The sequence below is a fragment of the Occallatibacter gabretensis genome, from assembly GCF_001449115.1.
Taxonomy (GTDB): Bacteria; Acidobacteriota; Terriglobia; order Terriglobales; family Acidobacteriaceae; genus Telmatobacter; species Telmatobacter gabretensis.
The window spans coordinates 1-25,748 of sequence record NZ_LAIJ01000009.1 but is presented as its reverse complement, the minus strand read 5'-3'; the positions used below and the strand labels follow the sequence as shown (position 1 = coordinate 25,748).

Sequence of the window (25,748 nt, the reverse complement as noted above, 5' to 3'; positions counted from 1 at the left end):
TTTCGAGAAACCGACTTCTGACGACCAATCGGCTCTCTTCGAGTATTTGGTGGATGCGCATTCTGTAGATAGACGGCAAGTGGTCCTTGAAATTATCCGCGGACTTTAATGGCTTGCCTCGTGGATGCGTTCGGCTGTAAGCAGAACATAGGCAGGTTGATGAACAAGTACTTCATGCTTTTCTTGGCGGTCACTCTCACTCTTATGCGCCGCAACCATCAGCCCGGCAAACGTGCCGATCGCCGCAATTGTGACGGCAGGGTCATGGCTGCCCAGTGCAACAATCTGAAAAGCGACCGCCAGACCTCCAAATAGCTTCTCTCTCCTGCGAACGGAGGGTAGGCTGAGACTCGCGAGCTGGCCCCGCAGCTCCTGCGCAGCTACCCGGAGGTCGGCCGCTGCTGCTAAGGCACGTTTTTCTTCCCCTTCATCCGAGACATCTTTTAGCGACATGAGCTCTCGCTGCACCTTCGCCCGAAACGCGGGCAATGCTTTGTGTGCTTCCTCCCGCACCTGCAACGCTTGCGATGCGGTGAGGCGCTCCAGGGCAGGCAGCCGGATGGTCCGCAACATTGACCAGTCTGGTAACGTTCCGCCGACTTTGCGCCCATCCAGTAGACGGTATCCTGCGGCCTCTTCTGGCGTGCTGGTGACCACGGTAGTATTACAGCGACTGGCGGTAAGGCTATCGAACACCACATCATGCGCGCAATGAGCACAATGCTTCTGTATAACATCGCGATACTGCCGAACGAGATTCATCGCATTTTTGCCTGTCAATAATGCGTCCGGCCTTGTCGCAGCGATCGCTTCCTTAGTCGCTGGAGTTGTAAATCGGAACTGGACGCCGCTGTTCGTGAACAGCGGCGAACCAAAAGACATCCGCCATCTTCTGCCGTCTTTGTATCTGAATACGTCCGGAGACGAATTTGTGAACTCGCGCCAAAGCTGGCTTGTGACCTGCTTTCGCTCCGATTCCATCACTTTTGCGCAATTGGGACACGACAGGAAGGCGGCTGGGCCGAAAACGATAACGCCGGCCTCAAGCAAGGGCTTTAGGACCTTTAGCACACTTAGAGAACAGAGTATTTCTTCGGCTGTAGCTTCGATATATGTGAAGCTGAATGGGTCTGGTATAACAACCCGATCCGAATAAAAGCAAGCGGTCCGTGCAAAGTGGTGCGCATAGTCAATTACGCACTGAGACTCTTGACACTTTCCGGCGGAGGAGAGAGGGTTTAGCCCGCTTCCTGCATAGATATCAAACTTGCTGGGTCGCGCCCGGAGGCGATCGGCATACTTGAAAGCACTGATCCCTGCCCTGCACTGATCGAAGAAATCTTTAATAAACGACCTATCGTTGAGCCTTTTACTAATCTCGGACAGCTCTAATTGACTACCCCGGAACTCGTCCAGCATGAACGCGATCGACGGTGGAAGTTCGGCGGGCACGGTTACACTATACAGCGTTCACGCCAGACCACTTCCGATAAACGCGCATGGCGGAGCTGAAGCCGCAAATCTTATACACTTGCCGGTGAAAGCGGGGATCTATGGATCGAAGAAGATTTCTGACATCGTTGTCGGGGGTGTCGGCTGTGGCTTTGTTGCCGGAGGCGGGGGCTCAGGCGGGGTCGCAGATTACTCATGTGGAGACGAAGAAAGATGGCTTGCCGCTTGAGAGCGGGGTGGTCAGGATTGACGGCGTTCGAGCGGAGGGTGCTGCGCCGGGCGCTAAGGCTTAGCGGATGACGTTTTATTTTGTGAAGATGATGGGGAAGAACGGTGGTGGCTCAGTTTGATTGTGCTACCCCACCCATGCGCGATAATGCCCCGCATGAATGGGGGACCCGGCGACTTAGACGGAGGCCTGTCGTGTGGGACGCCGGGAGCAACGTCCAAGTCACCCGCCATCTCCGGTCCCCAAATGCGAGGGACCGGAGGCACCCGCAATTTAATAATCCTCACCAGAGATTGCGGCCACCCGCCAAACAGATAGAATTGCCCTGTCTCCCAAAATTCAGTTTCCACGCTGATCGTGAAAGATAAGGAGCGACCTCATGTCGCGAACTGTGGGCATCACCCCTGAAAAAATTTTGCAAACGGGATTCGCTTTCTGGCCCTCGAAGATACTGCTAAGCGCTATCGAGATGCGTCTCTTCACAGAGCTCGCCGGGGGGCCGGAGGAGTTTGAACCCCTCGCCGGCCGTCTCGGTCTGCACCCGCGCGCCGCACGCGACTTTCTCGACGCGCTGGTCGCGCTGGACTTTCTCACCCGTATCGGCAGCACTTACGCCAATACGCCGGAGACCGATCTCTTTCTCGACCGGCAGAAGCCCAGCTACATCGGCGGTATCCTCGAGATGGCGAACAACCGGCTTTATCGCTTTTGGGGAAATCTCACCGAGGCTCTTCGCACGGGCCAGATGCAGAACGAGGCACGTGAGAATCCAGACGACTCGTTTTTTCATAAGCTCTATGCCGATCCAGAACGTCTGCGCGACTTTCTCTCAGCCATGTCAGGTATAAGCCACGGCGCGAACATAGAAATTGCGCACAAGATCCCATGGGCGAAGTACAAGACCTATGCCGACGTCGGCAGTGCACAAGGCGATCTCGCTGTGCAAATTGCGCTGGCCAACCCGCACCTCAACGGCATCGGCTATGACCTTGCCGTTACCGCACCGATCTTTGAGGAGTACGTCGCGGCCAACAACCTCAGCGATCGTGTGCGCTTCCAGCCCGGCGACTTCTTCGTTGAAGATTTGCCGAAGGTCGATGTAATCACAATGGGTCACATTCTGCATGACTGGGACCTGAAGCAGAAGAAGTTGCTGATCGCCAAGGCCTACGCCGCGCTTCCAGAGGGCGGAGCCTTCGTTGTCTACGACGCCATGATTGATGACGACCGCTCGAAGAACGCCTTCGGCCTGATGATGAGCCTCAACATGTTGATCGAAACTAAAGGTGGTTTCGATTACACCCTGGCAGATTGCATCGGCTGGATGAAGGAAGCAGGCTTCCGCGAAGTACACGCGGAACCGCTGGTCGGCGCGGAATCCGTGGCGATTGGAATTAAGTAGTTGTTGTTGCTTCTCTGGCCGGAACTGAAGTTGCATATCTTATACACTTGCCGGTGAAAGCGGGGATCCATGGATAGAAGAAGATTTCTGACATCGTTGTCAGGGCTTTCGGCTGCGGCCCTGTTGCCAGAAGCGGGTGCGCAATCCGGGTCGCAGATTACCCATGTGGAGACGAAAACAGATGGCTCGCCGCTTGAGAGCAGAGTGGTCAAGATCGACGGCATTCGAGCAGAGGGTGCTGCGCCGGGCGCTAAAGCTTATGTGCCTTTCAATGGCCCGACGATGCAGCTTGCCGCGCTTGCCACGGGATTAGTCACGCTGGAACCTGGGGCGCAGCCTCATCCGCCGCACAGGCATCCCGAAGAAGAGATCATGATTGTGGGTGAGGGAACTGGAGAGTTTTCCATCAATGGCGTTGCGACGCAGGTGAAGACGGGCGATATGGTGTTTGCCGAAGCGAATGTTCTGCACGGCGTGCGGAATACAGGGACGACGCGGATGACGTTTTATTTTGTGAAGATGATGGGAAAGAGCGGTGGTGGCTCAGTTTGATTGTGCTACCCCACCCATGCGCGATACTGCCGCGCATGAATGAGGCACCCGGCTTTACATTGCTTTGATGGCATTCTGAGAAACTTTCTGTAGAACGAAGTCCACGACGGGAAATTATTCGCTTTTGCCCTCTGTGCTGCGTTCTGGCTTGTGCATCCTTACGTGTGCGTAATCGGGTGTGCGCCAACCTAATTTATTTGCAGCGGGGATGAGGATCGCATGAGGCGAAGGGATTTTGTACGGCTTGGATGTGCCACCATGATCGCAGCCGGGGCAGGTAAGCCAGGGTCCGCGCTTGGGGAGTCGATGGGCGCGCCGCAACAGCATGGGATGGCTTCGCCGTTGGAGCCGAAGACCATGGAGCCTGGAGCGGATTTCAGCCTGCAGATTGCGCCCATGCTGGTGGAACTGGCCCCGCAGGTTGTGATCAGCACCATTGGCTACAACAACAAAGTTCCGGGTCCACTGCTGCGGGTGCGCGAGGGCAAAACCGTCACGATCGACGTTACGAATGAAACGGATGTTCCGGAGTTTGTGCACTGGCACGGCCTGCTCGTTCCGCCGGAGATGGATGGGGTGGAAGAGGAAGGCGCGCCGCCGGTGCCGCCGCACGGGCGACGGCGCTACCAATTCGTGGCCAATCCGGCGGGCTCGAGGTGGTACCACTCGCACACTACAGCCATGCTGGATCTGCATCGGGGCTCGTATACCGGTCAGTTCGGTTTTTTCATGATCGATTCGGGGAATGATCCCGGGCACTACGATCAGGAAGTCTTTCTGGCGCTGCGGGAATGGCAATATTTTCTTTCCACGATGGATCAGGACGAGATGCCAGCCGATCGCAATGATCCGAAGCCCGAAAAACCAACAAAGCTGGACCTGCGACAGAACGGACTCGAGGTCAATGCTCCTCTCTATTCGATCAATGACAAGATGCTTGGAGCGGGTGATCCGCTGCGCGTGCAAACGGGTCAGCGCATTCTGATGCATTTGCTCAACGCGAGCGCTGCGCAGATTCATCGCGTGGCTCTTGCCGGCCATAAGTTCCAGGTGATCGCGCTGGACGGCAATCCTGTGCCGACGCCTCAAGCGGTGGAGGTGATTGAGATTGCGCCGGGGGAGCGCGTGGATGCCATTGTGGAGATGAATAACCCCGGTGTGTGGATTTTAGGAGAGATCGGCGATCTTGCGCGGCAATCCGGCATGGGTGTGGTGGTGGAATACGCCAACCAGCAGCAGCGCGCGCAGTGGATTGCACCTCAGAAGGCGCGGTGGGACTACACCATCTTCGGCACGACGGGCTTTGGCGCGACGGGGACGCACCCGGCTCCGGACCAGACGATCGAGATGATCTTTGAGAAAATTCCTGGCGGGCCGGGTGGGATTAATCATTGGCTGATCAACGGCAAGGAATATCCGCATGAAGGGGAATTCTTGTTGCGGCAGGGAGGCCGTTACCGGCTGGTGTTTCGCAATCGCAGTGACGATTCGCACCCTCTGCATATGCACCGGCATCTGTTTGAGCTTGTGGAACTCAACGGCAAGCCGACTGCGGGCATTAAGAAAGACACGGTGATGGTTCCTGCATTTGGGCGCGCCACGGTGGATATGGTTGCCGACCAGCCGGGACTTACGCTCTTTCACTGTCACATGCAGCAGCACATGGATTTTGGTTTCATGGCGCTGTTTCGCTACGCATGAACAACGGCCACGTTAGTCGGTTGAATACTTTTCCTCGTTGCTTATTTTTCCTTTAGAAATTTTTCACACACGCGAAACATTCGAGGGATAGAGTCCCCGATTGGAAAGAATCGACAGAAATTTCTAACGGGAGAGACTGCATGCATACGATCAAGGACGGCTTCCGCGCGGCAATGCTCATGGGCGCGGCGGGCGCGGTGCTGACATTTGCAACGGGGGCAAGCGCACAAAATCAAAGGCCCAATGACAATCCATGGTGGAACCTCAAGGGCTGGTCCTTCGACAATTGGGTTCCGAACGACAATCCCTGGCCGTACAACACACTGCAGAAATCGCCAGTGCTGGCGGTTGTTGGCGATGTTGCCTGCCAGCCGGGCGAGACGGAACCCAGTGGTGAAAAGGCGGGTGAAAACTGCGCCGGAGACTCCGCTCAGAGCCTGTTGGCATCCCAGGCAGCTACCGCGCAGCAGATCGAGAATATGAAACCTGATCGCGTCGCGCTCCTTGGAGATGAGCAATACCAAGTGGGACAATACTCGGACTTTGAGAACTCGTACGAGACGACTTATGGCGCTTTCAAAATGATCACGCGGCCCGCGCCCGGAAACCACGAGTTTTATACCGAGCACGGCGCGGTAGGCGTTGCCGGCTACGGCTACTTCTCCTACTTCAATGGAGTGCAGCACAATACCGATGGAACCCCGATGACTGCGACCATCTCCGGCAACCCTGATACCGCCGGAACATTCACCCAGCCCGTTCCATATTCGGATGGACAGGCGGGGCACTTTGCGCAAACGGGCGGACTTGGAACCAACGCGTCAGGCGGCCCAGTGGGCGTCGGAAATGGCTGGTACTCCTACAATATGGGCGCGTGGCATCTTATCTCGCTCAATATTGAGTGCGAGACGCAGCCAGGCGGATGTTCGAGCTCAGGCTCATGGTTTGCCGCGGAACTTGAATGGCTGAAAAAGGACCTTGAGGAGAATCACTCCGCCTGCACACTTGCCTACTGGCACCAGCCCGTGTTCAGTCCTACCAACGGCATCGCCGTACCCGAGGGACCAACCGCTGTGGCCTTCTGGCAGCTACTGTATGAGCATGGAGCCGACCTGGTCCTGAACGGACATGACCACCTCTATGGCCGCTACCGCCCGCTTGATCCCTCCGGGAAATCCGATCCGAAGAGGGGCATTCGGGAATTCGTCGTGGGCACCGGTGGCGAGACACTCGATCCAATCGTCACAAGTGACACGACAACCGCTGATCCTACCGGCAACCCGAAGTTCAATGCAGAGAATCTCGAGGCGGGAACCGGGCAATTCTGGGGCGTGATGGGACTGACGCTGAATGAGAACGGCTACGCGTGGGATTATGAATCGGCGTTGAAGGATCCTGCACAGCCAACCGGTCCGGCTACTTTCAGCGACAAGGGCGTCGGCACCTGCCACGGTCCAGCTAACAGGTACTAACCGGATCGTCCCGGCCACGCCGGGCTTGACGTTGCTTCAGTACAAGTTCCCCCTTTGCGAGAAATTGCGAAGGGGGAACCTTTTTAGCTATCACGGAAGGACTGGCGCACCCGGCGGAGATACTGTGAAGGCGGAAAGTCGTCGAACTCGGAGCGGAAGATCAGTTCCCCCTACAATGAGTAGTGCGACCCAAAAGGTGTGTCTCACGAACGATGCCGATCTTCGGACGACGACAACTACAGCAAATGCTCAATGAGCTTGGACCTTGGCTTGTTCGGAGTAAAGCGACCGATTTGCTGAAGCGTTTGGAAAACGTTAGCGCTGATCAAGCTATACCCGCGGAGTTCGAACTTGCCCTTAGTTGGGCGCTGACCAAAGTTGCGCGGCTCGAAATCGATCGCCCGATGGGAAATAGAACTCCTGATATTTATTCACCCGATCTTCTGTCCAGTGCCCCAGTCTCGGTTGATGTTGCCGCCATTTCGGATGCCCTTCTCTCTGGTCAGGCCTTTATGCGCCGAGCGGCAAAAATTATCAATCGGACTTGCGACGAAATTCTAACGGGTTCCTCTGCCCATCTTCACTACACTTTTCAAGAGCGCAGTGGGTATGTCCGCGATGAATTTGGAAGAACTCGGTTCGACCGGCGAAGATTGATTACGAAGTCTTTCCAGATGGATCCACAGCTACGCCTTGCCTTGGCAGCGTGGCTTAAGAACAGGAGCACCGACCATCCGTTACATTGGGCAGGCAAAGACATCAAAGTTACGATCAGTTGGCGTGACTATGTGCATCCTCAGTCAAACACATTCTGCACAATGCCGTCCTTAGCTTATGACCTTCGTGAGAACCCACTTTACCAGGTCCTAAAATCAAAGTCGGACCAGTTACAGAATGTTTCCAATGGTGCTCATCGCGGAGTTTTTCTTGGAGATGCAGGCTGCCAGTTGTTTAACGATATCTACCGGGTGGACCGAGTTAACAATACATTCTCCGGCCAGCAGGTCATCGAGACATTTCTAGCCGATGAAAGCACAATCGATTTTGTCGCCGTCTTCTCCGTGAAACGTGCGATGACAGGCTCACGGGACTCTTCAAAGAATCCGCGTATCTGGCATCTCTACGTCTTTGAACAGAAATCTCAGAAGAATCTCGACCTGAGTTGTCTTATGCATTTACGAGATATCCTTCCGGCTCCCTATCTGAGCGGGTACGAGGCACGATCTTGGCACGAACAAGGCATGTTTTCTGCACAAGCGCGAGGGCGGTATCTTCCCACTAGTATGTCGATAGGAAAGCAATCCATGACGGTCAGAATTTCAGGACGGGCTCTCCAAGAGCTCATGGCAGGCAGATTGACGGTGAAAGAGTTCGAAAACTGGACGGTGGGAGGGCGCCCCAATCCTTTCGAGCAACAACTTGCTCTCGGCTGGACAATTTCGAGCGTTTCCTACGAACCAAAAGATGCCAGTGCGGACGATGATTATCTGATATTTACCTTTAAAGACGATCCTGCGGCCGCTGCTCTGCGGCTTCCAGATGAATTGCGAATTAAGGACGCGAAATAGATCGGCTTGTCGGGTGCCTATCTTATTTCGTCGCGAGCGTTTGTGTGTGCCGTCCTGGTGTCGGCGGGCTTTCACTCTGCGATGGGCAAAGTGGTATCTAGCGAATGCTTTTCCGCTTAACGCTACAAAGACATCCTACAGGGGCTAAAGCCCAAATCATTTTTCTGCCATTTGCGGCACGACTGAAGTCGTGCCCTGTTACGAAGCAGACCAGAGCCGATTCACCAGACGCGGCCTGATTTCCTGTGTGGCCATCATTTCGATGAAAGCGGCTTGCTGATGCTTTCAAGGGACTGGCCTTCGGCTGCTACGCCGAGGATGGCTTCGGTGATGGCGGCTACGACCATGAAGATGGCTGCGGCGAAGTAGCCCCAGACGAGGTGGATTCTGGAGTTGCTCTCAATGAGTGCACCGAAGAGAGCGGGTGCGCCTGCTCCGCCGATGAGTGTGCCGATGGCGTAGAAGATGCTGATGGCCATGGCGCGGACTTCGAGTGGGAAGACTTCGCTGACGGTAAGGTAAGCGGAGCTGGCGGCGGTGGAGGCGATGAAGAAGATGACCGTCCAGCAGATGGTTTGCGTGACGGCGGTGAGCAGATTGGCGGCGAAGAGCCAGCCGGTGATGGCGAGCAGGATGCCGCTGAGCGCGTAGGTGAGAGAGATCATCTTCTTGCGGCCGATGGTGTCAAAGAGATGGCCGATGAGGACGGGGCCGAGCACGTTGCCAAGAGCGAAGGGAAGAATGTAGTAGCCGGCTTTGATGGGCGGTATGTTGTAGAACTTTTCGAGCACGAGCGCGTAGGTGAAGAAGATGGCGTTGTAAAAGAATGCCTGTGCGGCCATGAGAGTGAGGCCGAGCAGGCTGCGCGAGCGGTTCTCTCCCATCATGGAATGCCAGATTTCGGCGAGCGTGGTGTGGGTGCGGGTGTGGATCTCTACTGGGTCTTCTGTGGGTGTGGGGAGACGTTCGCCCGTGATTTTGGCAACGTGGTCTTCGACTTCGCAGACGATTTTTTCGGCCTCGTCGTTGTGCCCGTGAATGACGAGCCAGCGCGGGCTTTCCGGCACCCACTTTCGCAGGACGAGAATGATGACTCCGAGGAGCGCGCCGGAACCGAAGGCGTAGCGCCAGGCCATATTGAGATTGGCGACGGCTCCGTTGAGAAGGAAGATGGTGGCGCCCGATCCGACGGCTGCGCCGAGCCAGTAGGTGGAGTTGATGATGAGATCGGCGCGGCCGCGAACCCGCGCGGGGATGAGCTCGTCGATGGCGGAGTTGATGGCGGCGTACTCGCCGCCGATGCCGAAGCCGGTGAAGAAACGGAAGAACCCATAGCTGGCGAAGTTCCAGGAGAAGGCCGTGGCCGCGGTGGCGAGCAGGTACACGGCGAGCGTGACCATGAAAAGCTTTTTGCGGCCGAGACGGTCTGTGAGCCAGCCGAAGAAGAGCGCGCCGAGGACTGCGCCGATGAGATAAAAGGTGGCGGAGTCGCCGACCTGGGAGTCAGACATGTGGAGGCTGGATTTGATGACGCCGCCGATGGTTCCGGCGAGTGTGACTTCAAGGCCATCGAGGACCCAGGTGATGCCCAGGCCGGTGACGATGAACCAATGCCAGCGCGAGAAGGGAAGGCGGTCAAGGCGGGCGGGAATGTGGGTACGGATGACCTCGCTCATCGGAGGTGAGATGCAGGTGAGACGGCTATCGTTTTTTCAGTGCGAGAAACGCGGTTAACGCTACATGACGCCTAATGCCTTACTATGACCGGGGAAAGGATGTTTTCATGCGTCTTTGGAATCAGTCAGTTCGCAGGGTGTCGTTTGCGTTCCTCATGGTTGTTTGCTTGTCTGCTGTTCATGCTGTTGCGCAGACCGTTGTGGAGGCTGCACGGGTGGCGGCGGAGGTGAACCGCGTGGCGGGGAATTTGCCGGAGCAGTCGAAGAATGTGATTGCGCGGCTTACGATGCTGCGGGAGCTGCCGGATGGGGATTGGAAGATGCATTCGGGCGATCTGGCGCATGGCGAGGCTGTGGATCTGAATGAGGGCGACTGGAAGCCGATTGCGCATAATTCCAAGGCGCCGAATGAGGCGGTGTGGTTTCGGCAGACGTATACGGTTCCGGAGACGCTGAATGGGTATGACCTGACGGGGGCGCGCATCTGGTTCCAGTTCAATGCGTATGCCAATGGGCCGATGCCGGAGATTATCTACTTCAATGGGCGGCGGGTGGCGCTGGGCGACGATCTGGAGCCGATTGTGCTCATTGATAAGGCCAAGCCGGGTGAGAAGGTGACGGTGGCGGTGAAGCTGCAGCATACCGTGGACCAGAAGAACTTTCAGAATGCGACGCTTGAGATCAACTACGCCGATGGGCGGCCTAATCCGGAGGATTTGCGCGAAGAATTTCTTGTTGGCGCGCTGCTGGTGCCTTCGCTTGCGCCTAAGGACGCCGCGAAGCTGCAGATTCTCAATGATGCGATCACTACGGTTGATTTGACGGCGCTGGATGCGAAGGACCAGGCGAAGTTTGATGCGAGTTTGAAGGCTTCTCATGCGAAGCTTGAGGCGCTGCTGCCACTGATGGAGACGGCGAAGTTTCATTTGACGGGGAACTCGCATATTGATGCGGCGTGGTTGTGGCCGTGGACTGAGACTGTGGATGTGGTGAAGCGGACGTTTGGTACGGCGCTGCAGCTTATGTATGAGTATCCGCAGTACACGTACACGCAATCGGCAGCGGCTTATAACGACTGGATGGCGCAGAAGTATCCGGATATGAATGCGGAGATCAAGCAGCGCATTCAGGAAGGGCGCTGGGAGATTGTGGGCGGGATGTGGGTTGAGCCTGATCTGAATATGCCGGATGGCGAGAGCCTGGTGCGGCAGCTTCTGGTGGGCAAGCGCTGGTACAAGCAGGCGTATGGCGTGGATGTGCGGATTGGGTGGAATCCGGATTCGTTTGGGTATACATGGCAGTTGCCGCAGATCTATAAGAAGAGCGGCATTGACTATTTTGTGACGCAGAAGATGACTTGGAATGACACGAATCAGTTGCCGTTCAAGCTGTTCTGGTGGGAGTCGCCGGATGGGTCGAAGGTGTTGAGCTATTTTCCGCATGATTATGCGAATGGCAACCTGAGCCCGGTGCGGCTGGCTGCGGATTTGAAGCAGGCGCGGGAGCGTTCGCCGGGGCTGACGAACATGATGGACCTGTATGGCGTGGGCGATCATGGCGGTGGGCCTACGCGGGCGATTCTGGATCAGGGCGTGCATTGGTCGAGTCCGGCGATGCCTCCGCATGTGGTGCCGCAGATGCCGTTTGGGCTGGCGCAGAGCTTCTTTTCGGATGTGGAGCAGAAGATTGCGCCGATGAGTCCGGTGTGGAATTACCAGAACATTGCGCATGGGTATGTGGCGCCCAAAGAGGTGGAGGGTAAGGTCTCGATTCCTACGTGGAAGAGCGAGCTTTACTTTGAGTACCATCGCGGCGTGATGACTTCGCAGGCTATGCATAAGCACAATATGCGGACTTCGGAAGAGGAAGTCCTGAATGCGGAGAAGTGGGCTTCGCTGGCGTGGCTGGATGGGAAAGAGTATCCGGGGAATGAGCTGACTGAGGATTGGAAGAAGGTGCTGTTTAACCAGTTCCATGATCTGGCTGCGGGGTCGGGGATTGGGGTGATCTATAAGGATGCGCAGAAGGATTATGACTATGTGCGGTTGTCGACGGATGCGATTGCTGTTGGTTCGCTCACCACAGTCGCTGAACAGATCAACACATCCGGTAAAACATCGAATCAGCAGGCATTAGTGGTCTTCAACCCGCTTGGGTGGAAACGCTCAGGAACAGTAGTTGCTCACATTTCGGGCTATCCGAAGGGCTTTACGGTGGATGATGCGAGCACTGGGGCTCATTTCATCAGCTACAAGCTGCTTGAAGTTGGCGGAACGGATTCAGGGAACTTTGCGATTCATGTCGCCGACGTACCAGCGTTTGGGTACAAGACGTTGCGAATCACACCGGGCTGTAACGAAATGGCTTGCCATACACTCGACGATACGATATTGATGCATGATGATGATTTCAAGCCGAACAACCATTCATACACGCTTGAAAATGGCAAGATTCGTCTCAAGGTAGATAACTCAAGTGGTTGTATCACGAGCCTTGTGGATGTGAAGTCCGGAGTCGAATCAATAGCTCCTGGCGGTTGCGGTAATCAGTTGCAGTTCTTCAAGGACACGCCGAAAGAATACGACGCATGGAACGTCGATCCAGGGACTTTGGACCAACCTCCAGCAGTGATTGAAAAAGTGGATAAGATCACCTACTACTCTGGGCCTGATCACGACCAGACAATCCGCGTGACTCGTCACTGGCAGAGCTCCAAGTTTGTGCAGACTATCCGGCTTGAGGGTGATCAGGTTGATGTTGAGAACGACATCGACTGGCATGAGGCGCATGTTTTGCTGAAGGCTTCGTTCCCGGTGCAGGCTACGAGTGAGTTTGCTACTTATGAGATTCCTTATGGATCGATTGACCGGACGACTTTGCGGACGAATAGCTGGGAGAAGGCGCAGTTTGAGGTTCCGGCGATGCGGTGGGCTGATCTGGGGGATGGAAAGCATGGGCTTTCGATTCTGAACCAGGACAAGTATGCGTATGACGCGGTGGGGAACCAGTTGCGGATTACGCTGCTGCGCTCGCCGAAGTGGCCTGACCCGGATGCCGATATGGGGCATCATCACTTCCACTATGCGATCTATCCTCATGCGGGGACGTGGAAGGATGCGCTGACGGTTCGGCATGGGTGGGAGTATGACTATCCGCTGGAGGCTGTGGTGACGACTGCTCATGCGGGTCCGCTGCCGGCGGAGCACTCGTTTGCTTCTGTAACGCCGGAGAATGTGGTGCTGACGGCGGTGAAGAAGGCTGAGGATGCGAATGGGCTTATATTCCGCGTGTATGAGTGGGCGGGGAAGTCTTCTACGGTGGAGTTCCATGTGCCGAAGGGGGCCAAGGCTGCCACGGTGACGAACCTGATGGAGGCGCCGGAGGGTAAGGCGCTGACGGTTGCGGGGGATGTGGTGAAGGCTGTGATCAAGCCGTATGAGATTTTGACGGTACGCGTTGATTATTAGCCTGGCTCGATAGTGAGAGAACGGTCAGGAGTGCTGTTCCACCCATGCGCGAAAATCCGCGCATGAGTGGGGCAGCCGAATGTTGTGGCGGAAGTGGCTTATCTGTTCTGGTAGGCTGTGATTGGAGGGGAAGATGAGCTTTATTACTTCGCCGTTTTTTGTGGTTCCGGTGATTGCTGTGGTGTTTATTGTGATGATTCTGTTTGCGACCAGTTCAAAGGAAGATGGATACAAAGAGCACGGGCACTGAGTGGTGGCTTGTGGCTAGTTCTTAGTGGTTCGAGTAAAGAAGGGCCGCTGCGATTGAGTTCGCGGCGGCCCTTGTTTTTGTTTCATGCAGGGTTGCTATTCGGGTTTCTTTTCTTCGGGCTTCTTTTCCTGCGGTTTGGGTTTGCTCTTTTCCTTTGGAGCCGGCTTGGCTGCGGGTTCCTTCTCTGCCGGGGTTGCGGGGCGGGGCGCTACCTTTGGAGCAGGCTCTGTTGCGGGCCGGGTTTCCGGTTTAGCTGCGGGCTTGGGAGCAGGCCCAGTTGCTGGCTTGGGCGCCATCTTTGGAGCGGGCTCCGTTGCTGGCTTGGCTTCGGGCTTGGCTGCCATTTTGGGGGTCGGTGCGGGGGCGGCGGGCTTGGCTTCCGGTTTGACGGCAGCTACAGCGGTTGTCTTTGTGGTTGCTGTCTTTGCGGCGGCTATGGCGGCAGGCGGGGCCTGTACCTTGGCCAGCTCCGTGACGGGCCTCTGTGGCGGGAGCTTGAAGCCGGCGGGGGCGGGACGGTTTTCTGATTGCAGCGGCCTGGTGTCGGCGAGTTTGGTTGGACGGCCGCCGTTGTTCTTGACCAGGTTGCTGGTGTCGGCTTTGGCGGCGGCGATGTGCTGCTGCTGGAAGGATGTAGGCGCCTGGTGCGTCTCGTGCATGGCCGTTTGCTCGTCGGACGTGGGCTGATGCTGGATGCCGTTGGGTCCGCCGTTGAAGGCCAGGTGGTTGTTGTTGATGATGGTGGTCTGTTCGACAATGGTTCGGTTGACGTAGACGTTGGTGATGACCGTGGTGTTCACGCGGACAACTGCGGTGTTGTAGGCGAAGACGCTGCCATTCCACGCGCCGCCGGCAAAGCCGATGCCCATGAAGCCGCCGCCATAATTGACGCCGCCGTAGAAGCCGATGTGCGGTCCCCAGTAGCCATCATGGAAGCCGTACCGGCCGCCAGCCCAGCCCCAGTAACCGGGAGTCCAGAGCGCGCCGACGTAAGGAGCTGGAACCCATGCTCCGGGAACCCAGTAGTAGCCGAGAAGGCCGAAGTTCCAGTAGCCGGGCGTCCAAAGGAGGTTCGGCTGAGGGCAGGGCGGCTGGTCATAGACGGGCAGCGGGGGCGGGGGATCGTCGGCGTAGATTGCGACTTGATCGGGTGATGGCGGCGGTGGCGCAGGAGGCGGGACTGGATGCCACTGTTGACCGTCCCAGACAAAAGGCCCATTGACGACGGTGCCGGGGGCTTGAGCGCTTACGTGTTGAGCGGTGGCCACGATGACAGCGGCTGCTAACAGAAGCCAGCGTGTGGAAGGCAATTTTCTTGAAGCAGAGAGAAAGAAATGCATGAAGTAGTTTCCTTTCCTACGGGTTGCTGATTAACTTACAAACCGGCAACGGTCTGTCTATGGATAGAACGATTTAAAGAGCCGGGAGCCTGGTTGATTTGGACGAGTGCTGGTGCAGACTCGGAAGGCTGGGTATATGGAATATGCCTTTCCTGAGGATCGTAACCCGGCTCGTGAAGCAAAGTCGTAAGGAATTCGTTGGCGCGGGGAGTTATCTTGAGGGAACCGGAGCTGGATGCGAAGCGTATTCTGCGATGGAAGAGGAGAGCGTGCGATGGGAATGCGTGGATTCTGGATTGCGGCGGGTTTGGCTGCGGTGGTGCTGGCTGGATGCCGGATCAATGTGGACAAGGGAGCGAATGGCGAAGAGAAGAAGGTTCAGGTGGATACGCCGTTTGGGGGCATCCATGTGAATACCGACCAGACGACGGCCTCAGACCTGGGACTGCCGCTGTATCCGGGCGCGACGCTGGTGGCGAATGACGAAAAGCACAAGTCGGCCGATGTGCATATGGGCTTTGGTGAGTGGCAGCTGCGGATTCGCGCCGTGAGCTACGGAACGCCGGACGATGGGGACAAGGTTGCTGAGTTTTACAAGAAGGCGCTGGGCCGGTATGGCGACGTGCTGACCTGCAAGAACAAGCAGCCGGTGGGTACTCCCATAGTGACGGCCGAGGGGCTGAGCTGCGCGGACGACAGCAACAAGGGCGTGAATGTAAATGTGAATGACGATGATGACAAGAACAAAGGGACGCATTTCAACATTCATGAAGGGATTGAGCTGAAGGCGGGATCGAAGCGGCACCAGCACATTGTGAGCGTGCAGGACAAGAAGGAAGACGGCAAGACAGTGTTTGCGATGGTGGCGCTGGATCTGCCGGCTGGGATGGATAAAGGGAACTAGGGACGAGTGACTAAGGACGAAAGAAGCCGCGAGCCCGGTGGGGTTCGCGGCCTTTGTTTTTATGCGCGATCAATGCGCGACGGCTGTGCCCTGACCGCTGCGAGGGGGTAAGAGCGCCAGTAGAACCAATCCAATGACGGCGAAGATGATTACGTCTTTGAAGTCACGGTGGATTCCGCGATTCCAGGACTGGATGGTTTCGATGGTCATTACGGCGGCGTGGCCGAGATTCCACCATGCGGTGAATACGATCAGGGAGCGATGTGCCGAGGGGTTTCTGGCTGCCAGGAGCAGAAACGGGCCGAGTACGATGAAGAAACTCAGGAACATGGGATCGGTTTCATTGTGCGTTTTTACGAGCCACTTGGCTTGCCACAGATCGGTGTAGAGGAAGTAGACGAAGGCAGTAAACAAAAGTCCGATCGCTACCAGGAAGATTTGCAAGATGCGTTCGCGTTTCATGCTGACCTCTTTTGCTGAAAGTTGATTTTGCCAGATTTTCGGGGAAGACGCTGAACGACCCTGGTGGAAGCGCCGAAGTTGCGCACATTTTTCATAGTTACCGGCCAAGCGAAACAGGGGTAAGATAGCTAGCCAGAAGGGAGAACAGCATGAATGCTGATCGCTTGCTTCGGATTGCCTTAATTGTCGTCGGGCTGATTTTCGTTTTCGGTATCTATGTGCTGGGTACCGTATGGCCTTCCGGCTGGATTTGGGGGCATGGCCATTCTCACTACCTGCATATGATCATTGGCGTTTACGCCACACTTGGGGTGTTTCTGCTGCTGGCTTCGCGCAATCCACAAGCCAATAGAAGCCTCATCTGGTTTACTGTGTGGTCCAGCGTGGTGCATGGGGGCATTATGGCTGTGCAGGCTTTCAGGGACCCCATGGAAAAAGGCCACCTGATTGGGGATGTGTCTGCACTGTTCATCGTAGCTATCCTGCTGGGTGTACTCATGCGACAAGCGGAAAAAGCTGCGTAGTCGGAGTTCCCGGGCTCAGAGGCTAAAGCCTCTCGACTCTTCCGCTGCATGGATGTACGGGCTAAAGCCCGTAGCCTTCAGAGGCATCCGGTAGTATCTCAGTTGGAATCGGAGGTCAGATGATAGGCAGCGCGGAGTCCTAAAAGTAAAAAGAGGGCCGCCCCTAAGACGCATGGCAACACAGCTGCCATGCCGGCCTTCAGATGAGTTGCCACGAACAATGCGGCCACAAACAGTGCCACAAGAAAGAAATACAGAACCATGCGTAGCCTACGAGGATCAAGAGCTTTCATGTCATCTCCTTCACAATTTGCCAGCGCGGCAATTTCCTTATAACTTCAGACGTGGTCAGGCGCCAGCAGGTTTACTCGGAAGGTGGGCTGGGCCTTTACAATTCACCGCAAGTATCTTGCACGATAATTCTTAGACATTCTGGAGTTTGATTTCCCATGCCAGTGAAGCATTTTCGTATTCCGGCCGCGGCTGTGTTGGGCGTGGCAGTGACGGTGTGTGCGCCGTTTGTGTATGGAGCTGATAAGCCGAAGGCTGCGGCTGCGCCCGCTGCTACCGATCCGTATGCCGAAGTTCAGCCGGCGATGGAAAAGCTGGACCTGGCGATGTATCAGCGGATTCGCAACGAGGGGCTGAACCACTCGCATGTGATGGAGTTTGGGACGGCGCTGATGGATGGGATTGGGCCGCGACTGACGGGTTCGCCAAATGCGAAGAAAGCAAATGAGTGGACACGGGATACGCTGACGAAGATTGGCCTGGAGAATGCGCATCTGGAGGACTGGGGCGAGTTCGGACTGGGCTGGCAGCAGCTGAATACGTGGGCGCGGATGACGACGCCGGATACGGCGGTGCTGATTGTGCAGGCTACGCCGTGGTCGCCTTCGACTTCAGGGCCGGTGACGGGCGATGTGGTGTTTGTGAGCATCCAGAGCGAAGCGGATTTCGACAAGTACAAGGGCCAGCTCGCGGGCAAGGTAGTTCTGTTTGGCGCGATGCGCGAGGTTCCCCCGGTGGATAAGGCGCTGTTTTCTCGCTACACGGAGAAGGAACTGGAGGAGATTGCGGAGTTTCCGGTGAGCGCGGGCGGTGGTGGCGGATTGCCGCCAGATATGCAGGCGCGGCTGCGGGAACGGATGGCCAGGCTGCAACTGATCGACAAGATTGTGAAGTTCTTTACGGACGAGAAGGTGGCGGCGGTGATTGAGCCGAGCCGCGATGCTTCGAATGGCGGAGGATCGGGCGGAACGTTCTTTGACGACAACGGCGCGACGCTGGGACGGACGCCATATCACGCGGATACGAAGGTGACCGTGCCGGTGGTGGTAGCGGCGATTGAGAGCTATGGGCGGCTGTACCGGCTGACGCAGGCCAAGGCTCCGGTGAGCGTGGAGATTAACGTGCTGACGAAGTTTACCGGCGAGCATGAGCATGGGTTCGATACGGTGGCGGAGATTCCGGGGACTGATCCTGCGCTGAAGGACCAGGTAGTGATGGTGGGCGGACACCTGGACAGCTGGATTGCGGGCACGGGCGCGACGGATAACGGCGCGGGCACGATTGTGGCGATGGAGGCGGTGCGGATCCTGAAGGCGCTGGGAGTGAAGCCGCGGCGGACGATTCGCATTGCGCTGTGGACGGGCGAGGAAGAAGGATTGTTTGGCTCGCGCGGATACTGCGTGCAGCATTATGGCTCGGCGAAGCTTTCGGATGCGCCGGACCAGCGGCAGTTGCCGGACTTCATGCGGCGCGCGACTGGGCCGCTGGAGTTGAAGCCGGAGCAGAAACTGATCTCTGCTTACTTCAATGTGGATAACGGCTCGGGCAAGATTCGCGGAATTTATACGCAGGGAAACAGCGCAATTGCGCCGATCTTTGCGCAGTGGATTGAGCCGCTGAAGGACCTGGGCGTGACGACGATTACGAACCAGAACACCGGCGGAACGGATCACCTGAGCTTTGACGCGGTGGGGATTCCGGGTTTCCAGTACATTCAGGATGAGCTGGATTACGAGACGCGGACGCATCACTCGAACCAGGACACGTATGAGCGGCTGCAGCCGGCGGATCTAAAGCAGATTGCGACGGTGGAGGCGATCTTCCTCTACAACGCGGCGCAGAGGGACCAGATGCTGCCGCGCAAGCCGCTGCCGAATCCGGCGGAGGAGCAGAAGGCGAGAGAGCCGCTGGATGTGTTTCCGAAGTAGTTGTTAGTGGCTAGTGGTTGGTTATTGGAGCATAGGCCGCAAATCCGATGGATTTGCGGCCTAAGTGTTTGAAGGAACTCTCCGAATTTTGTGGGCTTAGGGAGTTGCGGTGGGATAAACTTGCGGCGATCTGTAACGGGCCCCTGCCGAGTTTCACCACCCATATTCGGTCAACAATCTTCTCCGGAGGTCCCATGGCATCGGATGCAAATCAGCGAATTGGCGACTATGAGATTATTGCGCCCATTGGCGCGGGCGGCATGGGCCGCGTCTTCAAAGTCCGCAATGTGATTTCTAACCGTGAAGAGGCGATGAAAGTTCTTCTTCCGGACTTTGCGGCACAGCCTGAACTGGCGGCGCGTTTTCTGGCGGAGATTCGCACGCTGGGCACGCTGGAGCATCCGAATATCGCGCAGCTGAGGACGGCCTTCCAATACCAGAACCACTTTGTGATGGTGATGGAGTATGTGGAGGGCGCGACTCTGGAAAAGCTGGCTTCGCCGGGACCGATTCCGCTGGAACAGATGCTGGATTATGCTTCGCAGACACTGGCTGGTCTGAGCTATGCGCACAGCCACGGGGTGACGCACAGGGACATCAAGCCGGCGAACATCATGATTACTTCGCATGGCGTGGCGAAGCTGATGGATTTCGGGATTGCGAAGGGCACCGAAGACGTGCAGCTGACGCGGCCGGGGACGACGATGGGCTCGGTGTACTACATGTCGCCGGAGCAGGTGCAGGGCGGCCCGATTGATGCGCGGAGCGATATTTACTCGTTTGGCGTGACGCTGTATGAGTTGTTTACAGGTAAGAAGCCGTTTGTCTCGGAGAGCTCGTACACGGTTTTGAATGCGCAGATCAATGAGAATCCTGTGCCGCTGATCGAGGTGAATCCTAGCCTGCCGGTGGCGCTGAACGAGATCGTGTTGACGGCGATGGCAAAGGACCCGGCGGCGCGGTTTCAGAGCGCGGATGCGTTCCGGAATGCGCTGCGTTCGGTGCGCGAGCCGCAGGCTGCGGCTCCTACTCCGGTCTCCGCTCCAGCAGTGGCTGCGCCGGCGATGGCTGCAGCGTCTGCGACAGCGGTTGCGGGGGCTGTGCCTTTGGCGGCAGTAGCGGCTTCTGGTGTGCCTGGTCCCGTGCCTGTACCTTCAACGGCGTCAGCGCCGCAGCCGAATGAGGCCCCGAAATTTACTCCGGTTCCGCAGGTGGTTCCAGCGGCGCAAAAGAGCAAGGGCAATCGGGGATTGTGGATTACGCTGGGCGCGATTGCGGCGGTGCTGGCGATTGCGGCAGTGGCCACGCTTGGGCCGCGGTTCTATCCGATGCTGATGGCGAAGCGTAGCTCCGCGCCAGCCACAAACCCGGCGCAGCCGGAAGCTACGCCAGCCCCGGCAACTCCGCCGGCTTCTACCCCATCTTCCGCCGAGATGGCGTCGGCGACTCCAGTGCAACCGGCGAGTGGATCGGTTGGGTCATCGCTGGCTGCGGGCGCGCCTGCGGCGAATGCCAATCCGGCTGCTCCCAGACCAGCTGCGAATGGAGCAGCTGGTTCAGGCCAAGCCGGTTCTGGTTCGGCTGGTTCTGCTTCATCTGGACAACGGACTAATGCGCCGGCGGTCCGTCAGCCGTATGTGCCGCAGTCCGCGAATGCTCCGCCTGCACCGGCTGTGCCTTCACCTGAGCAGATTCGCGAAGTGAAAGACAAGCTGATGAATCTTTCCGCGCGGGCGGATGCGGCGCGAGGCGGAGTGCAGGCGTTGCGCACGCAGCAGCAGGCGCAGGGGCTAGATCTGCGCACGGATATTGTGTCCTCGATGAGCCGGATGGATAGTAATCTGGCCGAGGCGCGGCAGTCGCTGAATGCGAGGGATCTGAGCACGGCGAATGAATACATCGCACAGGCTGAGAGGGAAGTTGCGAAGCTGGAGGCGTTCCTGGGGCACTAAAGACATATCTGCTTCAGTACCCACTGCTTCCCAAATTGCGGATTGTTACGAAATCAGCCTTCAGCCGACGTTCGACGTCTTGTTCCCGCAGCTCCTGCAGCGAAGTACGCGATAGACCACTGGCGATACGCAGATGAGGGCGGCGAAGATGAAAAACGTGGCTTCCGATATGTGAATCGGGCTTCCATAGCGTTGATAGAAGGCCAGCCCGACGAGAGCGGCACTGGCAAACAGAGCAAAGACGATATTTTGAGTCGATTTGTTCAGCATGGTTCCCCCTGAAGAAGCGGATCGTATTGTCATTGTGGACACGCGTCAGTACTCCAGTCGCACCATCGCCGCAAATCTTACAGTTCGGTCTCAATCGCTTTCAGCTTTTCGCTAAGCTCCCGAACCTGAATTCTCCTTGAACGTGCGAGGATGGCACCGGCCGCTATCATGGCGATCAATGCGGCGACCCCGGCCCCCGTCTGCGCTATTTCAAGATGCGGATGCGCTGCTATGCCTGACTCCGATGCACGAATGCCTACGAAGCTTGACACTGCGAAGCCCACTGCAGCGCCAAGAGGTACTCCCGCATACAGGCATCGCGCCTCAAACAGATCCCTCTTTGCGCGCGCAATCATGGCCTTCAACAGTCTGACTGTATCCAAAGTCAACGCATCCAGCTGGTTGCATCGAGCCCGCCTTTGCCAAATAAGGCCGGCTACAACCCCGGCAATCCAAATCCCGCTCAGAATCCCATGCGACGCGAGTCGTCCTGTCGCCTCCTCAAAAACAAGCAGTACGGCAATGCCGCACACGATCGTCAGCACACTCCGGTTGTGCCGCTGATGCAGCCGGTTCAGCCGCTGCAAATCCTGTACAAGGTGTTGTGTGTCGGGCCTTGGAGCGGTTTGCCAGAGAGAGACGAGCGGATCGTTTGGGGGCATGGAAGTCATGAAGGTTCTCCAAAACTAAGCCTTATGGCGGCCTTTGCGCGGTGCAGTCGCACAGAGACGTTGCTTTCACTAATCTGCAACGCAAGGGCAATCTCCTTGATCGTCATGTCCTCTAAATAGAGACTCGCCACTGCCTTGAGATTTTCCGGCAAACTTCGCACCGCTTCAATCAGACGAGCCAGCTGTACCGCATGGGCCGCTGCTTCATCAAGAGGGGGAGCCGGATCTGGCAAAGTGTCGGTCAGTGGGTGCGTCTGCCGCACGAGGGCACGCCGCACATGCGTGACGCAGATATTCTGCGTAATGCGCGCAATATAACTTTTCAGCATCGTTTGATCATGCAAACGCGGCAGGGCTTGCCATATAGCGATCCAAACATCCTGTACCAGGTCGTCGACTCTGTCCGGATAGCGTTCGTAAACGGTCGCAATGCGGTGCACCATCGGGGCATGGACTTTGATGATCTTCTCCAGCTCAACCATGCCGCTCCAAATTCAGCTTTCTTCCTTACAATGCAGTCGCTCATCCCGACGAGATCTTACAAACAAAGTTCATCCATAGTTTCTGAAGATTTCCCGCCACCTCGACTACATCTACATGAAGATCAGATGGCGGCCTGAGAAGCTGAATCCACAAGAAAGCCGCGAATCCGGCCTGAGTGCACAGGCTTCGATCCGCGGCTTTTTCTTTGTCCCTTTATCTCTGTTTTTACTGCATGACGGTCTTGATGGTGTCGCCGACCTTGAAGTCTGTGCCGGAGACGGGGCTGCAGACGGCAGAGATGTCATCCACATCGGTGGCTTTGATAACGCCGACGTTAGTGGTGAGCTTGCGGAGGACAGCGCCGGTGGAGGGGTCTTTAATCTCCTTGGTGACGCGCAGGACGGTGAACTGATCTCCGACTTTAACGCCGGATTTCTTGCCGATGTTGAGGATGATCTGGCCGCTGTCAACGGCGGCGACGACGCCTTCGACGGAAATGCTGCGCACGGAGACCTTGGGCGCGTCGGCAATGACGTCTGTGGTGAGCTTCTCGACGGCAGCCTTGGTGGCTTCGCCGATGATGGTGTTCTGGAAGTTGCTGGAGCCGAAGTCGACGGCTCCGCCGCCGTGGCCGTTCCAGTTGCCGCCACCACCGCCGAGGCCGGTGCTGGAGCGTGAAGATGTGCCAGTGCCTTCGGCTACGCCCATGATTTCGCCGGTATCGACATTGATGATGCGCGCGTTGAGGCCGACGTTGGTGCTGGATTTGGAGTGATGGATGCCGGCGAGGGCTCCGGTCCAGCCGCTGCCGCCGCCGCCGGCGAGACCCTGGTTCTTGGTCTCATTGCCGAATTCGGTGATGGTGCCGACGATGATGGCGTCGACGCCGAGGAGCTTGCCGATTTTGGCGGCGCTGGAGGGATCGGCGCGATTGGAGTTGGAGAAGTTCTGCTCGGCGAGGATCTTGTCCATGGCCGCACGATCAATCATGGTGTAACTGCCGTCTTTGACGAGATTGGTGACGAGCATCTGCGTGATGCCTTTGCCGAGGTCGACGTCTGTACCGAAGTAAGCTTGAACGTAGCTGCGGACGGTGCCGTAATCGAAGTCGAGGACGGCGATGCGTGGCTTGCGTTGCGCGGATGCGGGGATGGATGCCGCTATGAGTAGAAGGACGGCAGAGAATGGAGAGAGAAACTTCAGGGTTTTCGTCATGGCTCTTCCTTTAAACAGAGAAACTTTGTCAACGGAGAAACTTTGAAACGGAGAAATTTCGGAGGACAAGATGGCCTCAGGGTATGGTGTTCCGCGAGGCTGCAGCGTTAATTTTCGGCGGTCATCAGAGGCCACGGCTACGGTTTGCGCAGCGTACGGCGGAACAGGCGCCGAAATGGGCTGGAAAAATGGCGCGGTAAGTATGAAGAATCCCCAGAAAACGCCTGATTGCGCAAGATTCCAGCACAAGCAGGTTCCGCTGTATTTTGGCGGTCTGTCAAGATAAATCCGTAGGACTCTGCGAGGGTGTTTTTCTGCCATGCGACATGTTGCTCCGTTGAGCGCGCTATGCTAACCTTGATTTCTGTGCCGTGATGTGCGCGGAGAGGCAGTGTGTCCGCGGATTTCAAGGTTTCCGGAGCAGTTTTTCCGGAGTGGTTTGGGCGGTTGGAGAAGCAGTGAAGACCGTCTGGTAGGGCTGGCGTAGCTCAGCTGGTAGAGCATCTGATTTGTAATCAGAGGGTCGGGGGTTCAAATCCCTTCGCCAGCTCCACTCTAGGGGTATTTCGGAGCTGAACGGCAAGGAAGATTAAACCGGCGTGTGAGGTTTCAGGCGCCGGGCCTGTCCTGAAGCGGTGATCCCACTGACGGCCATGCAGCGACAAGCCGGAATGGCTCCGGTGGAACGCTGGTGCGCGGAAAGCCGGGTTTGAGGCGTAAGAGCAGGAAGGTCAGGCCCCTGACGGTTGATTTTTGACCGGCAGGGTGACAGATGCACAGGTGGCCGAGCGGTTAATGGCAGCAGACTGTAAATCTGCCACTCAACGAGTTACGGAGGTTCGAATCCTCCCCTGTGCACCATGATTTGTTGAGGGTTGGACGATGCGCTGGTGGTGGGAGACTTCGATTTATCTTGCCCAAAAGCGCAGGTGGGCGCGTTTTCATAGTGCCGGTGCTGAATTAGACCGGAAATACTGGTTGGCGCTTTTGCTGTACACGGTTCTGGCTGTGCTGGCGTGGTGGACGATTGGCGGCGGTACGGTGGCGGTGTTTGGAAGGCAGATTGGGATTCGATGGATTCCGGTCTTTATTTTGGGAACGTTTGCCTTTCGGACATATATCGCCATGCAGGCGGATCGGGTACGGCGGGGCAGTAGCAAGTAGGTTTTAGTAGGGCTGATGTAGCTCAGATGGTAGAGCACTCCCTTGGTAAGGGAGAGGTCACCGGTTCAATCCCGGTCATCAGCTCCAGAAATGCAAGTGATCAGTGGATAGTGGTTCGTGGTTAGATTGCTGAGGCTGGGCATGAAATCGAATCACTGACAACGATCCACTGAGAACTGTTTTTGCGGGAGTAACTCAGTGGTAGAGTCACAGCCTTCCAAGCTGTTGGTCGCGGGTTCGAGTCCCGTCTCCCGCTCCAGGTTTTAAAAGCTCGGGGTTTTAAAAGCTGTACGAGGGTTCGGAAAAAATGTTCGAGCAGGCGACGATCGCGGTACAGGACGAAAAGACTTACGCGAAGCTGCATTCGCTACTGGATGCGGCGTTCGATGCGCGAGATGTGGACGTTCTTCTGAGCCGCGCGGCGAAGTCGAAGTTCTCGATTCGCAGTTTTGAAGAAGTGCTGAATCGGGGCTGGCTGGGTAAAGATGCTCCGGCGCTCTACAACGCGCTGCCGGTGAGCGACCAGGGATTGACGCGCGAGCGGTATCTTCGGTTGGTGGAAAAGGTGCCGGGAGATCTGCGGCAGAAGTATTTCAAGGCTTACGCGTATTACGCATGAGCCGGATGAGATTTAAGAGCTGACGGTTAAAAGCCGGTAGCTAAATTTGAAAGTTAAACGGAAGGAACGGACAGGGTAATGGCGAAGGAAAAGTTTGATCGTTCGAAGCCTCATGTGAACGTGGGAACGATTGGTCATATTGATCATGGCAAGACG

Annotated in this window: 22 protein-coding genes and 4 tRNA genes; 17 read left to right on the top strand and 9 right to left on the bottom strand. The window is 56.8% G+C overall.

Going from position 1 to position 25,748, the window contains the following annotated elements:
- Window positions 1-105 precede the first annotated feature (105 nt).
- Window positions 106-1,452 (bottom strand): hypothetical protein, encoded by a 1,347-nt coding sequence (locus VO84_RS06580; RefSeq protein WP_058186669.1) that lies wholly within the window; start codon window positions 1,450-1,452, stop codon window positions 106-108.
- Window positions 1,453-1,598: 146 nt separating this feature from the next.
- Here VO84_RS06580 and VO84_RS06575 point away from each other — a divergent pair, with 146 nt between their 5' ends.
- The 6 genes from VO84_RS06575 (at window position 1,599) to VO84_RS06550 (ending at window position 8,376) form a co-directional block, all read left to right on the top strand.
- Entirely contained in the window at window positions 1,599-1,745 is a 147-nt protein-coding gene (locus VO84_RS06575) for a hypothetical protein (protein WP_197413930.1), read from the top strand.
- 315 nt (window positions 1,746-2,060) lie between these two features.
- Window positions 2,061-3,083, top strand: a complete 1,023-nt coding sequence (locus VO84_RS06570) for a methyltransferase (RefSeq protein ID WP_197413929.1) — start codon at window positions 2,061-2,063, stop codon at window positions 3,081-3,083.
- 69 nt (window positions 3,084-3,152) lie between these two features.
- A complete protein-coding gene (locus VO84_RS06565) occupies window positions 3,153-3,635 on the top strand; it encodes a cupin domain-containing protein (protein WP_058186664.1) in 483 nt (160 codons plus the stop codon).
- Between the two features lie 258 nt (window positions 3,636-3,893).
- Window positions 3,894-5,336 (top strand): multicopper oxidase family protein, encoded by a 1,443-nt coding sequence (locus tag VO84_RS06560; RefSeq protein WP_231737813.1) that lies wholly within the window; start codon window positions 3,894-3,896, stop codon window positions 5,334-5,336.
- A 140-nt stretch (window positions 5,337-5,476) separates the two neighbouring features.
- Window positions 5,477-6,808: a metallophosphoesterase family protein gene (locus VO84_RS06555; protein WP_058186660.1), complete on the top strand. Its 1,332-nt coding sequence runs from the start codon at window positions 5,477-5,479 to the stop codon at window positions 6,806-6,808.
- Window positions 6,809-7,020: 212 nt separating this feature from the next.
- The gene (locus VO84_RS06550) at window positions 7,021-8,376 is read left to right on the top strand and encodes a hypothetical protein (protein ID WP_058186658.1); all 1,356 of its coding nucleotides are present in this window, start codon (window positions 7,021-7,023) and stop codon (window positions 8,374-8,376) included.
- Between the two features lie 254 nt (window positions 8,377-8,630).
- On the opposite strand, the gene VO84_RS06545 is transcribed toward VO84_RS06550, so the two are convergent.
- Window positions 8,631-10,052, bottom strand: coding sequence for an MFS transporter (locus VO84_RS06545; RefSeq protein WP_058186656.1), 1,422 nt, complete (start codon window positions 10,050-10,052; stop codon window positions 8,631-8,633).
- A 107-nt stretch (window positions 10,053-10,159) separates the two neighbouring features.
- On the opposite strand from VO84_RS06545, the gene VO84_RS06540 reads away from it, so the two are divergent.
- Complete coding sequence (locus tag VO84_RS06540; protein WP_231737812.1) at window positions 10,160-13,519, top strand: alpha-mannosidase; 3,360 nt, start codon at window positions 10,160-10,162, stop codon at window positions 13,517-13,519.
- Window positions 13,520-13,864: 345 nt separating this feature from the next.
- Here the strand turns inward: VO84_RS06540 and VO84_RS06535 are convergent, their stop codons facing one another.
- Entirely contained in the window at window positions 13,865-15,109 is a 1,245-nt protein-coding gene (locus VO84_RS06535; RefSeq protein ID WP_058186653.1) for a YXWGXW repeat-containing protein, read from the bottom strand.
- 274 nt (window positions 15,110-15,383) lie between these two features.
- Here VO84_RS06535 and VO84_RS06530 point away from each other — a divergent pair, with 274 nt between their 5' ends.
- Window positions 15,384-16,013 carry a hypothetical protein gene (locus tag VO84_RS06530; protein WP_231737811.1) on the top strand — a complete coding sequence of 210 codons (630 nt, stop codon included), beginning with the start codon at window positions 15,384-15,386 and terminating at the stop codon, window positions 16,011-16,013.
- 69 nt (window positions 16,014-16,082) lie between these two features.
- On the opposite strand, the gene VO84_RS06525 is transcribed toward VO84_RS06530, so the two are convergent.
- On the bottom strand, window positions 16,083-16,475 hold the full coding sequence (locus VO84_RS06525; protein ID WP_058186651.1) for a DUF6632 domain-containing protein: 393 nt from the start codon (window positions 16,473-16,475) through the stop codon (window positions 16,083-16,085).
- Between the two features lie 149 nt (window positions 16,476-16,624).
- On the opposite strand from VO84_RS06525, the gene VO84_RS06520 reads away from it, so the two are divergent.
- The gene (locus VO84_RS06520) at window positions 16,625-16,999 is read left to right on the top strand and encodes a DUF6632 domain-containing protein (protein WP_058186649.1); all 375 of its coding nucleotides are present in this window, start codon (window positions 16,625-16,627) and stop codon (window positions 16,997-16,999) included.
- A gap of 98 nt (window positions 17,000-17,097) precedes the next feature.
- Here the strand turns inward: VO84_RS06520 and VO84_RS22425 are convergent, their stop codons facing one another.
- On the bottom strand, window positions 17,098-17,292 hold the full coding sequence (locus VO84_RS22425) for a hypothetical protein (RefSeq protein WP_157439762.1): 195 nt from the start codon (window positions 17,290-17,292) through the stop codon (window positions 17,098-17,100).
- A 156-nt stretch (window positions 17,293-17,448) separates the two neighbouring features.
- Between VO84_RS22425 and VO84_RS06515 the strand changes: the two genes are divergently transcribed.
- Together VO84_RS06515 and VO84_RS06510 are read left to right on the top strand one after the other, a co-directional pair.
- Window positions 17,449-19,218, top strand: coding sequence for a M20/M25/M40 family metallo-hydrolase (locus VO84_RS06515; RefSeq protein ID WP_058186647.1), 1,770 nt, complete (start codon window positions 17,449-17,451; stop codon window positions 19,216-19,218).
- Window positions 19,219-19,412: 194 nt separating this feature from the next.
- Complete coding sequence (locus VO84_RS06510) at window positions 19,413-21,170, top strand: serine/threonine protein kinase (protein WP_058186645.1); 1,758 nt, start codon at window positions 19,413-19,415, stop codon at window positions 21,168-21,170.
- Window positions 21,171-21,230: 60 nt separating this feature from the next.
- Here VO84_RS06510 and VO84_RS06505 read toward each other — a convergent pair whose 3' ends face one another.
- The 4 genes from VO84_RS06505 to VO84_RS06490 form a co-directional block, all read right to left on the bottom strand.
- Window positions 21,231-21,440, bottom strand: coding sequence for a hypothetical protein (locus tag VO84_RS06505; RefSeq protein WP_058186643.1), 210 nt, complete (start codon window positions 21,438-21,440; stop codon window positions 21,231-21,233).
- Between the two features lie 77 nt (window positions 21,441-21,517).
- Complete coding sequence (locus VO84_RS06500) at window positions 21,518-22,111, bottom strand: hypothetical protein (protein WP_058186641.1); 594 nt, start codon at window positions 22,109-22,111, stop codon at window positions 21,518-21,520.
- Window positions 22,108-22,593, bottom strand: a complete 486-nt coding sequence (locus VO84_RS06495) for an RNA polymerase sigma factor (protein ID WP_058186639.1) — start codon at window positions 22,591-22,593, stop codon at window positions 22,108-22,110. Before VO84_RS06495 ends, VO84_RS06500 begins: the two co-directional genes overlap by 4 nt.
- 226 nt (window positions 22,594-22,819) lie before the next feature.
- Complete coding sequence (locus VO84_RS06490) at window positions 22,820-23,809, bottom strand: CsgG/HfaB family protein (protein WP_157439761.1); 990 nt, start codon at window positions 23,807-23,809, stop codon at window positions 22,820-22,822.
- 477 nt (window positions 23,810-24,286) lie between these two features.
- Here VO84_RS06490 and VO84_RS06485 point away from each other — a divergent pair.
- The 6 genes from VO84_RS06485 to VO84_RS06460 all read left to right on the top strand — a co-directional run bounded on the left by VO84_RS06485 (window position 24,287) and on the right by VO84_RS06460 (window position 25,592).
- Window positions 24,287-24,362, top strand: a tRNA-Thr gene (locus VO84_RS06485).
- A gap of 221 nt (window positions 24,363-24,583) precedes the next feature.
- Window positions 24,584-24,670: transfer RNA gene (locus tag VO84_RS06480), tRNA-Tyr, on the top strand.
- Between the two features lie 21 nt (window positions 24,671-24,691).
- Window positions 24,692-24,973 carry a hypothetical protein gene (locus tag VO84_RS06475; protein WP_058186635.1) on the top strand — a complete coding sequence of 94 codons (282 nt, stop codon included), beginning with the start codon at window positions 24,692-24,694 and terminating at the stop codon, window positions 24,971-24,973.
- A gap of 11 nt (window positions 24,974-24,984) precedes the next feature.
- Window positions 24,985-25,060, top strand: a tRNA-Thr gene (locus VO84_RS06470).
- A gap of 97 nt (window positions 25,061-25,157) precedes the next feature.
- Window positions 25,158-25,232, top strand: a tRNA-Gly gene (locus VO84_RS06465).
- Window positions 25,233-25,280: 48 nt separating this feature from the next.
- Window positions 25,281-25,592, top strand: coding sequence for a hypothetical protein (locus VO84_RS06460; protein ID WP_058186633.1), 312 nt, complete (start codon window positions 25,281-25,283; stop codon window positions 25,590-25,592).
- Window positions 25,593-25,748 lie beyond the last annotated feature (156 nt).